Origin of the sequence: Bacteriovorax stolpii (assembly GCF_002872415.1) — a bacterium.
GTDB classification, from domain to species: Bacteria; Bdellovibrionota; Bacteriovoracia; order Bacteriovoracales; family Bacteriovoracaceae; genus Bacteriovorax; species Bacteriovorax stolpii.
Window position 1 is genome coordinate 156,480 of record NZ_CP025704.1, and the last position, 12,752, is coordinate 169,231.

Here is a 12,752-nt window from a genome sequence, read left to right on the forward strand (position 1 = left end):
GAAAGATTCTCACATGAAGCTTCGATGAAAGTTTCAAAAATCCTGACTCAAAAGTTTGGTGCTCAATTAAGTTTCTCTGGTGTTGATTTCAGCCTTGTTCCTTTATCGACAACTTTTAAAAATGTTCACGTTGTAAAAAAAGATCCGACTTTGCTTGATGTTGAAGTTGTGGCCAAAGAGCTTGAAGTGGCCTTCACTTACGCGAGTTTCATTTCCAGCGAACTAGAAATTGATGAAGTCAGCGTTCGCGACGGATCGGTTGATTTAGATATCTACAAAAAAAGCGAAGAAGACACGATTGTCAGAGAACTGAAAACCAGGGAGATCTTTGCCAAGTATACAGAAGTTCTTACTTCATTGCCTGTGCGATTGAATATTCTTGATCTCGAAAAAATTAAACTGGATATTGATACAACATCACTCTACGTGAATAAACTTTTAGTTTCGCCATCGCGCAAAGGTGTCCGTGTCAAAGGCGATGTCTCTGATCTTTCTATTCAACATGACAGTCCTGACTTCGCACCAGTTAATATCTCCAAAGTTCAACTCCTGGGAGCGATGGAAAAAGAGGAGTGGAGAATTGATGAGCTCAAAGTTGAAAAAGACCAGAACATTGTTGAACTCAAGGGGGCTGCCTTTAACGAAGGAAGTCTGCTGCATTTAAAAACAACAGGAACTTTAACGGCCAGTGCTGAAAGTGTTCTCAATAATTTTAAGACACTTCCATCCGATATCAAAGCGATCAAGGGTGATTTGAAGGGAGAGTTTGAAACATCCGGAGTGATTGATAACCCGGATGTCGTTATAACTTTCCATGCAACTAACGCTGACACTCCTTGGATCAAGCTTAAGAATGTCGAGGGAACAGTCGCAAAAAAGAAGAACTTGTTGATTGCCCAAAAACTTCAGGCAAAAAATGGAATTGAAGAGTATTTACTGAGAAAACCTCAGGCGTTCCTCGATCTGAATACTGGCAAGTTTACTGATTTTAATTTCAGCCTCAGATTAAAGAATGCTTACACTAATACCTTCTTATTAGCGGCCAAGGACTCACTTGAAACATTAAAAGGCTCAGTGAGTGGAGATGTGGAAGCGGCTCTTTTTAGTAACAGAGCAGTCTTTACGATTAAAGAAAAAGTGAGTGTCCAGAATTTTAGACTGACGACTTCTAATGGCAAGAGCGACATTCTAAAAAATAATGGTTTCAACCTGGAAAATACGACAGTTACGATTAACGAAGATTATTCAGTTAATCTTGATGCCAAACTATCAATGCCCAATACTCTTATAAATGCAGTCGGGAAAATTTCTGAAAAAGGAATTAACGTCGATGTCACAAATTCCAAAATTGATCTTCAGGCACTGGGACCGATTGCCGGCGTAAAGCTTACTGGGTCTGGACCGGCCACTCTAAAAGTTTCAGGACCACTTGATGATGTTATGTTTGACTTCAATGTCGACTGGAATAACTTTAGTGTTGTTGAGCTGAATTTTGGTAAAGTGAAGGCCGATTTTTCTCTGGCCTTAAATGAACTTGAAATGGATATCAGGAATCTGGAAGGTGTCTTTAATAAATCTAATTTCAATGCCAAAGGGCGTTTGGGGTTTGATGATAAGAACGAAGGGATGGACCTTAAGATTGATTTCGCGAATACGACTTTCTCTGATGCCAGAAAAATGTATCAGCTCGTCTTTAAAAATATTAAGCTTCCTGTGGACCCTGAGTTTAACTTTGAAGCCAATTATGCAGTCAAAGGAGGCTTCGGTCTCGATACTTTAAAAATTGACGGACAAATTAAAGGGACAGATCTAAAAGTTGCAGGAGAAGAGGCGGAGAAAATCTCGCTTAAATTTTCTCTGGCCAATAGTTTGCTAAACTTCAAGCAAATTAAAATCAATAAATCGCGTGGTGAACTTAATGCCAATGTAAATGTTAATCTAAAAAATGATTACATTGATCTCACGGGAGCGACACAGTCTCTGCGTTTAAGAGATTTTAATTTTTATCGCCACTTAAACTTAGAGTACGATGGAGACTTGTTCTTAGACTTTGATGGAAATGGAACAACAAGAGATTTTAGTTCTCGCTTTAAAACGAGAGTGGCCAATGCGTTTATCGGGAATGCTCCGGCTTCCTCATCAACGGCGATTTTCTATATTAACACCAACGACATCGTAACAAACGCCAGTCTTTTAGGCGGAAAAATTAAAGTTGATTCATTAGTCAGTTTTAAAACAGACATTGCGGCCATTAAATCAAGCATTGAAACCAGCGACTTAAGAGAATTCTTAGGAGTTTTTTCTGGCCACAATATGATTGACCGTGGAATCACTGGAAAAATTAAGGCGAAACTTAACACTCAAATCAGTTTAGGTTCTTTGGGAATCAGGCGTTTTTTTCTGGATGTTGAGGACTTAATCTTAAGGAAAGGGGACATCTCTTTGCAGATTGACCCGAAATACAACATGATTCAAGTTGATGAAGGAATTGTTAAGAGCTGGGACCTTCGTCTTCACGATGGAAAAGACTTCTTCTTAAGCAAAGGGCGAAACCTCTCTAATGGTATTATTGAAGTTGATCATCGCTTTGCTCTAAAAGCGAGCCTTTTTGAAATGGCCACAAATTACATTGAGCGCGCTGTCGGCGTCATTAAAGGGCAGTCTAAGGTCGTCTTAGATAAGAATTTTAAGGTGAAAGAGTTGAATGTTTCAGGAGACAATCATTCCTTAAAGATCAAGGGGCTCCCGGGTTACGTCACAGCATTTGATTATACGATTGTAAAAAATGGCGAGTCTTTTGAAGTCACCAGAATGCGCGGGAATTATGGAGAAGGTGAATTTAAAATCGGTGGTAAGGTATTCTTTGATGATATGTACCCGCAGGTTAATCTGGTTTATCAAATTGACCGCGCCACAGTACCACTGTTTAAGAGATCGAATGTTATTATTAGCAGTACGGGAACTGTTACAGGGACCGACCTGCCTTATAAGCTCAATGGTAAAGTGAATTTTCTTCACGGAGAAATCCTGGAAGATCCGGCCGATTTGATGAAAGAGAATAAAGTCAGCATTGATGAGTATAAAAAATATCTCCCGGAAAAAGATGTCTTGGGAAATAAGGGCTTCATTGATTTGAACCTTTCATTTGAAACAGCAAGCCCGGTCTTAATTAAAAATAATATGGTGGAAGTTTACTTCCGTGGAAATGGCCAGGTAACTGGAGATGTTCTGTCTCCAGAGTTTAACACCAGATTGGAAACAGTTCCCAACATCAGTAAGTTTAAATTCAAAGGCCACGACTTTGCTTTAAGTCAGGGGTATGTAGAAATCAGAGACCGCGGTAAAAACCGAATGTCTGATTTGAAGTTTACGGGTGCTGCTAAAATTAACGACTACGATATGCGCCTGGATCTTTCTGGAACGATTAGCAATGTTAACGTCGAACTTTCATCGGAGCCAGCGCTTTCGAAAGAAGATTTACTATCGCTTCTGACTTTGGGAGTTACCTCTGATATGTCAAAAAATCTGGAAGCAGGTGAGCGCAGGTTCGTAACGACAGTAGGAATCGGGACCCTTCTGGTAGACCAGCTAAAAATTAATGAAGACTTAAATTCAACGCTGGGATTAAAACTCAGCGTTCAACCGGAATTCAAAGAAGATGAGACAACACTTATTTCCGGTAAGTCAGCCGTTAGTGACGGAAGTTCGAGCAGGCTTAAATCAGCGACAAAAGTTAAGATTAATAAGCAAATTAACAATCGCGTAGATGTATCGCTTTCAAGTACAATTGGTGGATCTTTAGAGCAAAAGCAGGAAATGAACATAAATTTCAATATCAATAAGAACTTTTCATTGGAAGGAGTTTACGAAGTTAAACCGACGGAAGATGAAAACACGAATACACCAAACTCTCTTGGTGCCGATTTAAAATGGAGGAAGTCATTCTAATGAAAAGGCTCCTTCTTCTTTTAATTCTTTTAAGCACCATGATGGTTAATCCGGCCATGGCCCAGGAGACATCCGTACCAAAGGGGGCGGTGTTAAAAGCAGTCGAGTTAAACAACCCGGCGATGAAGAAGCGTTTTGGGACTTATTTTAAAGCGATCATTGGAAAAACCTACGATAACCTGACTTTAAAAATTCAAATTGATCAGATCACCAAAGATTTGTTTAACAGTGGATACTTCAATGCCATTGTTAAGCATGAACTTCAGGTCGAAGCAGGGAATGTATTCGCCAAAATTATTGTAGAGCCTAAAGAAAGAGTGAATTTTGAATTCAAAGGCAATAATGTTTTTAGTCATCAGGAACTAAGAACGAAGCTTTTGGAAAAAATTAAGAACGAGTTTGGAAAATTTGATATTGCAGGACTCGCTACTTATATTGCTGATCAATATGAGGAGACAGGCTTTTATCAGACGGGTGTGAAGTTCTATCAAAATGAAGGGCTAGACCTGGAAAAAGGAAAAGTCATTAATTACTTCTTCGTCATCGACGAGGGGTTTAAAGTTATCGTTAAGGAAATTGTCTACCGTGGGAATTCTTATCTTAAATCTAAAGAGATTGAAGAGATCTTTAAAAAGAGTGGAACGCCTCTGGCCAGAGGTGGCTTCTATGATAAAAAATTCTTTGATGAGTTTTCAGACATTCTGAAAAAAGAATATTTGAGCCGCGGGTTTGTTTTTGTTGAAGTTTCAAAGCCTAGAGTTGTGACTAATGACGAAGACGACACCGTCAGTATTGAGTACGGGATTGCAGAAAAACAGCAAGTCATTTTAAGAAACATCACTTTTCAGAAAGTTCCGGAAGAGCTGGCAACAGGAGTAAAGAGCGCGCTGGTTAATAAAGAAGGGGCGCCGATCAATATTGTTGAAATTGAAAGCGACCTTCGCAAGATGATCATTCATTTTCAAAATGAAGGGTATTATTTTGCGACAATCTCTAATTTAAACCGCAATGACCTGATGGTTTACGACCGCGCCTATACTTATGTGGATTTAAAACCAGAAATCGCTCTTGACCGCCAGATTTGTTTTAACGAAGCCATTATTAATGGAAACGCGAAAACTAAATCTACGGTTATTAATCGCGAAATTGATATTAAACCAGGGGAGTTGATCACTCCGGGGAAACTGGAAATCTTAAGACAGAAACTCTCGGGCCTGAACCTATTCTCTTCACTGCGCATCACTCCTTATATGATGTATGAATCTGAAGCATCTGGTTGTGCAAAAACCAATCTGGTGATCCAGGTTAAAGAAAAGGACTTTGGTCTGATTGAAGTGGCACCAGGATTTCGTACTGACCTGGGGGCCAAGCTCTCTACTGGTGTTTCATGGAACAACCTGGGTGGGATGAACCGCTCCCTGAGTTTAAGGCTTCAAGGAAACGAGCGTTTTAATTTAGATGGATTTGATGAGAGAAGAAGAAAAGATGACAAGGATTTGTTTGAGTATTCGTCACGTTTGACATTCACCGAGCCTTATCTTTTTCATGAGTATATAAAGACTCAGGTAGAATTTGAAACATCGGCCTCTTATCAGCGCATTCGTTTTTATGGATTCGATGCGGATATTTTAAGAATTTCACCACAGCTTTCTAAGAACTTTAATAGGTGGTTTTCAACATCGTTACGCTACCAGTTCGAGCGCATTGTTCAGTTTGATGCCACAGAAGAAAAAGATAACGATAACTTCTCGATCGGAGGTCTTACCCCGACGCTTACTTTGGATTTCAGAGACGATGTGATTAACCCAAGAAAAGGGGCCTTTTTTACATTATCTTCTGAATGGGCCAATAAATACTTCGGGTCGATGCATGAAAAAGACCTGGAAGTGAATTTTGTTAAAGTGATCAGCCGCAACCGCTTTTATTATCCGGTTGGGGATTTTACTCTGGCGCTTTCAATTGCGGCCGGATACCAGAAAAACTTTGCTGAAGATGTCTTAAAAGATGCCAATGGAAATGTTCTCCTCAATGCTAACGGACAGCCACGCACGCGCGGTTATATTCCGAGTATTAAGGTGTTCAGGCTGGATGGTTATGATGAGATCCGCGGATACGACCAGGGAGAGATTAATAGGCTTATGGATGGAACTCCGATCGGGGAAGTCATCGTCCAAAAGGAAGCTTATTTTACGGCCCTTAAATTTGAGCCTCGTTATAACCTGACCGACAACCTGAGATTAGGGGTCTTTTTTGACGCCGGGCGAGTGTTTGTCAGCGATTTTCAACCTACAAAACTGCGAACTTCCGTTGGAGCTGGGCTTAAGTACTTGACCCCTGTAGGCTCCCTGGACTTTGATTATGGATTCAAGTTGCAGCGCAAGACATATCCAGACAAGCAACGCGACTCAGTAGGTCGTTTCCACCTCTCAATAGGATTCTTTTAGTTTCCAGATTCTCTCCAAGAAGTGCTTGACGGAGGGCCGTAAAACTCGCTATAAGGGACAACACTTGCATTTTTCTGCATTTTATATTTGAATAAATACTTCGTAATTTTTCGTTCGCGAAAAACAATATTGAAGGGATCACTTTAAGGGAAAGCGTTATGTATACTCAAAAATCGTTCGTTCTAAAGCCAGCTGAAGCAGACAAAAAATGGTTCGTAGTCGATGCTCAAGACCAAATCGTAGGAAGACTAGCAACTCAAATTGCTGACATCCTAAGAGGGAAACTGAACCCAAAATTTACTTACAACACTGATTCTGGTGACTACGTAGTAGTTATCAACGCAGATAAGGTAAAATTCACTGGTGATAAGTGGAATGCTAAGGAATATAACTGGCACACAAACTTCACAGGCGGGATCAAAACTAGATCTGCTAAAGAACAACTTGAAAAGCACCCAGAACTAATCGTTATGGAAGCTGTAAAAGGTATGCTACCGAAAAATACTCTTGGTAGAAAACAATTAACAAAGCTTAAGGTTTTTGCAGGCGCAACTCATGATCACGCTGCTCAGAACCCAGTTGAATATAAATTAAAATAATAAAAGGATCATAAGATGGCTGCAAAAGGTAAAACATACGACACACACGCAATCGGTAGAAGAAAAACTGCTGTTGCAAGAGTTTACATGGCTAACGGGTCAGGTAAAATCACAATCAATAAAAGAGACGTAAGAAACTTCTTTAAACAAGAAACTAACCTATACGTTGTTAACCAACCATTAAACCTAGTAAAACTTGCTGAGAAGTTCGACTTCGTAATCAACGTTGCTGGTGGTGGGATTTCTGGACAAGCTGGAGCTATCCGCCTAGCTATCTCTAGAGCACTTATTAAAGTTCAACCAGGTCTTCGTTCTGAACTAAAAGCTGCTGGATTCCTAACAAGAGATCCAAGAGCTGTAGAAAGAAAGAAAGCTGGACGCGCTGGTGCTAGAAAGAGATACCAATTCTCGAAAAGATAATATTTGTCTATATATTGTCCTCGCAAAAAGCCCACAGAAATGTGGGCTTTTTTATTTTCTGGGCCTAGAATCCAATCATGCAGAACTTTAATGTCATCAAGGTTCGCGGCGCACGAACTCACAATTTAAAAAATATCAATATTGATATCGCTCAAGGAAAGATCACTTGTATCGCAGGTCCTTCGGGATCGGGAAAGAGTTCATTGGCGTTTCATACTCTGTTAACAGAGTCAAAGAGGCGCTTTATCAATTCGCTTCCGACCGATATGAAATTTTTTTGGGAAATCCCGCACACTGTTGATGTCGATAGTATTTATCCTGTATTGCCGGCCTGGGGACTTCCCCAGCACAATCCGGTCATCAACTCCAGACCAGTGGCCTTGGATGTTTTAGGGGGCCATGAGAGGCTTCAGCGTCTTTTTATGGAGCTGGGCTCGTTTGTTTGTCCTGATCATCATGTTCCGTATGAAAAATTCCTGGCAATGGAAAGTGAGATAATAAAACTTAAAAAAGATAAGGCTTCTGATGAAGAGGTGTATCACGTCTTTGCCAAAGCGGATGATTACCGCCGCACAGTCTCGAGTGAGATGAACCCATCAAGGTCATTTGGCAAAACGCTCAATGAGTTTAACGAAGAAGACCCTTGGTATGAACTCTTTAGAGTGAAAAGAAAAAATATAGATCAGATCCTCCCAAAGCTTAAAGAAGCAAAGCTGCGCGAAGATGCAGACATTTTGCTTTATGTATTGGGGGCGAAGAAAAAGATTCAGTTAAAGCATACTTATGAATATCGTTGCCCGATTTGCAATCGTCATTCAGAAGCACAAAAGGTTACTAACGTAGAGTCGCTTTCACCGCTTAATGCTCTTGGTGCTTGTCCGGCGTGTGAAGGGCATGGAGCGATTTTAACTTATGACAGAGAGAAATTAGTTAAGGACCCGACGAAGACTATTCGTGAAGGGGCGATTAACTTTCTTAACTTCTCCCATTTTCAGCATTTGTTTTCGACCTTTTTAAAAGAAGCAAAAAAAGCTGGTTACGATGTTGATGTTCCTTTTAAAGATCAGCCGCAAAGTATCTGGAAGTTCCTTTATGATGGTGCCGGAAAATACGAAGGCTTTAATGAGTATTTTGAGTATTTAAAAACCCAGCGCTATAAAAAAAACATTCGTATTTATATGAGAAGCATGCAGACTGAAGTTCTGTGTGAAGCTTGTGAAGGGACGCGTGTTTCCGAGAGAGCTGGAAGTATGTCATTGGTTCTGAAAGACAGAGTCGTGACTTACAAAGATTTTTTAAAGAATAATTTTGTTGATTCAAGTGGCTGCTTGAAAAAAATCAAAGAAGACTTAAAGTCAGTGCTTCTTCATGAGAAGTTGATGACGACTTTTGAAAAGCTCGAGCGTCTTTATCTGGTCGGCGTGGATTTGGGATTGGGGCATTTACAAAATACCAGAAAGGTTCGCTCGATGAGTTCGAGTGAATACCAGAGACTCCTTTTATCAAAGTATCTTTCTTATGAAGGATCGCAGTCATTGTTTGTTTTGGATGAGCCAAGTTTAGGGCTTTCGCTTTCGACACAGAAAAAATTGATTCAGTACCTGCGCTCACTTCGCGATCAGGGGAATACGATCATTATGGTGGAGCACTCGGAGTATTTAAAATCGACTTCGGATGAACTCATTTTGATGGGGCCTTTTGCCGGCGGGCGTGGGGGAGAAGTTCTTTATCAGGGACCGTACAAAGAGGATAAAAATAAACTGCCAAAGTTCGATTACAACTTAAATGGGTCGAAACATTTTATTGAGCTGGAAGAGGCCAATATCAGAGGGCTTAATAAAAAGAAAATTGAAATTCAAAAAGATGCGATCAACTGGGTTCACGGCGAGTCGGGAACCGGGAAGACATCGTTTATAGTGAATATCATTGCCAATGAAATTCATAAAAATGTTTATGGGACAAGACTTTCATTTGAGGATTATACGTTCAAGAAATTAAAAGGTGTCAAAGACGTTTCAGATGTGATTGTGATCAACAGCAGTCTGGATAAAATCAGCTCGCGCTCTACTGTGGCCACTTACACTGATCTTGGTGGATTTGTGCGCAAGTATTTTGCAGGTCTGGAAGTTTCAAAAAAACTAGGTCTTAAAGAAGGGCATTTCTCTTCCAACTCAGAGCTTGGACAGTGCTTGAGTTGTGAAGGACGTGGAGTAAAGATTGTAGAAATGCAATTTATGGAAGACGTGGAATTTGTCTGTGAAGACTGCCAAGGGAAAAAGCTAAAACCTTATTACGCCAATATTTCAGATGGAACGATGACGGCCTATGAGGCTTTCAATCTTCCACTTTCCGAAGTCCTTGGACATATTAAACTTACGCCAAAAGGAAAGAGAATCTGGGAGTACTTTAAAATTCTCAAGCTGGATTATCTTTCGCTCGATAGAACGCTCATTTCTCTCTCTGGTGGAGAAAGACAAAGGCTGCAACTTCTTACTCTTTTGGATAAAAAAATCCAGGGGGCGATGATCATTTTCGAGAACCTTACGAGTGGCCTTTCTCATCACGAGTACGCTCCACTTGCTGAGCTTTTGCACCAATTATCTGGCAGTGGCAACACCGTAGTAGTAATTGACCAAAATGCTTTTTTTGCTCAAATCTCCCACCATCAGATTGAGTTTTAAAAATCAGCAGCTTTGCAGGCATTTCTAGAGGAAAAGGTGTCTATTTTTTAGTCATAAAATCACTGTTTTTTTATCAATTTCTAAGAATGAAAAGCCGATAAAATAGTACTTAATTCCAGGGGGAAGACAGTGCTAAAGAAAGGCTTATTCATTTTAGTTCTTTTAGTAAGTTCATTAAGTGCATTTGCCACGACTTTTCAAATCATGCCTTTGGAGAAGTTAGTCGATGAATCAAACAGCGCTGCTGAAGTGGAACTTAAATCTAAAAAATCATTCATGAATAAAATGGGACTTATTTTTACTGAGTACACATTTGCGATGAATGAATCTTACAACATAGACAATAGTGACCTGGACGGAGAGTTTTTAAAAATAACCATGACAGGAGGAACGGTAAACGGGGTGACTTCATTTATCGATGGAGCTCCTGAGTTTGCAGTTGGAGAGAAATCATTTCTTCTGCTTAAGAAAATTGAATCTAAAATTTACCTGAGCAATTTCACTATGGGGAAATATAAAATCGAAAACCGCGACGGCCAGGTTTATTATGTTTCGAGCGTGTTCCCATACGACACCGATATCGGTCAGGTAAAAAAAGAGCGTATGATCGACATGATCAAAACGAAATTTAAAACAACTCGTGCGCCTGAGGTTGATAGTGCTGCTCCTGTTGAAGGATCAAAAAAACAGGGCGTCTTTGCAAAAAATGTAACTTTTGAAAAACGTGCTCCAGCACAGGTCGATGAGCAAGGACACAATGATGGCATTGTGGCCATGTGGTCTTTTTTTGGTTTGATGGTTATTAGCGCTCTGACGATGTGGTGGAAGTTGAAAAAGGGAACGAGAACTTAAGTTGAAAAAAACAATAATTGCAATTCTATTTTCACTTTCTGTAACTCTGTTTTTAACAGAGGCGAAGGCCTATGTGCAAAACCGCACGACCAGCGATTCTTTAGTCCACTGGACGAACGGCATTGCACTATTAGATATTTTTGTTAACAGCACAAACACTCAGTCTCTTTCTTCGGCGACGGTTCAGTCGATTGCCGCTAACTCAATTGCTCAATGGGATGGAAAATCTAAAATCAGCTTGCGTAAAAACCAAACAGCTGGCTCCGGACAGACGGGATTAAATGAAATTTACTTTTCAACAGATCCTTCGGTTTTTAACGGGACAGGTGTTGTTGGAGTCACTCAGGTTTATTATAAAAATAACACCGGTGAAATTATTGAAGCAGATATTTTAATCAATGATAATTTTACCTTTTCTACGGCAGTGACAGAGGTGAATTATCTAGGGAACGTTCTGACTCATGAGATGGGGCATTTTCTTGGTTTAGGTCACAGTCAGGTTAATGGCTCGAGTATGTTTTATGCTTTAAGCAGAGGACAAAACCAAATATCGAGTGATGATAAGGCCGGAGTTTACTCTATTTACCCGAATGGTGATTCTACTAAAGGGTCATTGAATGGAAAAGTTGTTGGTGGGCGCTCATTAATTAGTGTTTTTGGAGTTCATGTTCAGGCGATTTCTCTTAAAACCGGACAAGTGGCCGGATCCAATATCAGTGATTATGACGGGACCTTTGTGATTGATGGTCTGGATAAAAATGACAAGTATTACTTGTACACGTCACCAATTGCGCTGGTAGGCCTTCCTAATAAATACTCAAATGCCCATTACGATTTCTGTGATAACTCGAAAAAATACCGTGGAAGTTTCTTTCAAAAGTGTGGTTCTGCCGGAGAAGGTTTTCCTCAGTCCGTGAGTCTTAATTCTTCAAGTGTGAATGTTGGGAATGTAACGATTCGTTGTGGCCTTGATGTTCCGGTTGAATATATGCAAAATAAAAATATCACTCCGGCTGGCTTTGATATTCAAAGCAGTGTGATGAGTGGATTGGGTAACGCTTTCGTCGGTTTTTTCTCTGCTCAAGAAATGAGTCAATCGGGAAGTGCTGATTATTTCCGCATGGACCTTTCTGGCGTTTCAGATTGGGATGCGGTGGGGACAGGGAGCCTTTATGCTGAGTTCAGGATTTTAAATCAAAGTTTCTATTCTCCTTTCAAGGCCAATATTTCAGTTAAAAGAGATTCCGGAACAACCAATGTCACGCCAAAATACATTCAGGAATCAGATGGCTGGTTAAATCTTGAAACGGTGGTGCGCGTTCCGATTAACAGATCACTTTTGTCGGATAATAACTTCGAAATTACTGTGACGCCTGAATCAATGGAGTTCCCCTACTTCCCGAACGGGCTTCCATATACTAAAACAGATTATTTTCCATCATCGGGATACTTTGAAGATTCTCTATACTTCTATTTAGTCAGTGCATCTATTGTAAGAGACAATGGAAATTCGACTTTTTCATTGGTGTCTTCGAAGGAACAAGTGCTCACTGACAACACTCAATGTACCGATGCAAACAACACTTACGCGTTAACAGACTTCACAACCAAGGGCACGACATCGAGTGGGGCGCGCAAGAAAGACGACGGTATCGCTTGTGGAACGGTGGACCTTAACGGTGGATCTGGCAATGGGCCGGGTGGATTTTTTATTGGTCTGATTTTGAGTCTAATTCTTTGCCATCTAACCTCTTCAATCATTAAGCAGAATAAGCCAAAACATATAGCAAGATAACCCAAGCTGATTT

7 protein-coding genes are annotated in these 12,752 nt (G+C 40.3%); all 7 read left to right on the forward strand.

Going from position 1 to position 12,752, the window contains the following annotated elements; translation table 11 throughout:
- The first annotated feature begins 24 nt into the window (after positions 1-24).
- The 7 genes from C0V70_RS00725 (at position 25) to C0V70_RS00755 (ending at position 12,739) form a co-directional block, all read left to right on the forward strand.
- Entirely contained in the window at positions 25-3,948 is a 3,924-nt protein-coding gene (locus C0V70_RS00725) for a translocation/assembly module TamB domain-containing protein (RefSeq protein WP_133566642.1), read from the forward strand.
- Complete coding sequence (locus C0V70_RS00730; protein WP_158649513.1) at positions 3,948-6,392, forward strand: BamA/OMP85 family outer membrane protein; 2,445 nt, start codon at positions 3,948-3,950, stop codon at positions 6,390-6,392. The genes C0V70_RS00725 and C0V70_RS00730 overlap by 1 nt, the downstream gene beginning before the upstream one ends.
- A 158-nt stretch (positions 6,393-6,550) precedes the next feature.
- On the forward strand, positions 6,551-6,991 hold the full coding sequence (gene rplM / locus C0V70_RS00735) for a 50S ribosomal protein L13 (RefSeq protein WP_102241950.1): 441 nt from the start codon (positions 6,551-6,553) through the stop codon (positions 6,989-6,991).
- Between the two features lie 15 nt (positions 6,992-7,006).
- Entirely contained in the window at positions 7,007-7,411 is a 405-nt protein-coding gene (gene rpsI / locus C0V70_RS00740; protein ID WP_102241951.1) for a 30S ribosomal protein S9, read from the forward strand.
- A 77-nt stretch (positions 7,412-7,488) separates the two neighbouring features.
- Positions 7,489-10,092: an excinuclease ABC subunit UvrA gene (locus C0V70_RS00745; protein ID WP_102241952.1), complete on the forward strand. Its 2,604-nt coding sequence runs from the start codon at positions 7,489-7,491 to the stop codon at positions 10,090-10,092.
- Positions 10,093-10,221: 129 nt separating this feature from the next.
- Positions 10,222-10,944: a hypothetical protein gene (locus tag C0V70_RS00750; protein ID WP_102241953.1), complete on the forward strand. Its 723-nt coding sequence runs from the start codon at positions 10,222-10,224 to the stop codon at positions 10,942-10,944.
- A gap of 1 nt (position 10,945) precedes the next feature.
- Positions 10,946-12,739, forward strand: a complete 1,794-nt coding sequence (locus C0V70_RS00755; RefSeq protein WP_102241954.1) for a matrixin family metalloprotease — start codon at positions 10,946-10,948, stop codon at positions 12,737-12,739.
- Positions 12,740-12,752 lie beyond the last annotated feature (13 nt).

Excerpts from the sequence above, each read along its gene's own strand:
- C0V70_RS00725 (WP_133566642.1), top strand. The coding sequence starts at position 25 with ATGAAAGTTTCAAAAATCCTGACTCAAAAGTTTGGTGCTCAATTAAGT.
- C0V70_RS00730 (WP_158649513.1), top strand. The coding sequence starts at position 3,948 with ATGAAAAGGCTCCTTCTTCTTTTAATTCTTTTAAGCACCATGATGGTT.
- rplM (WP_102241950.1), top strand. The coding sequence starts at position 6,551 with ATGTATACTCAAAAATCGTTCGTTCTAAAGCCAGCTGAAGCAGACAAA.
- rpsI (WP_102241951.1), top strand. The coding sequence starts at position 7,007 with ATGGCTGCAAAAGGTAAAACATACGACACACACGCAATCGGTAGAAGA.
- C0V70_RS00745 (WP_102241952.1), top strand. The coding sequence starts at position 7,489 with ATGCAGAACTTTAATGTCATCAAGGTTCGCGGCGCACGAACTCACAAT.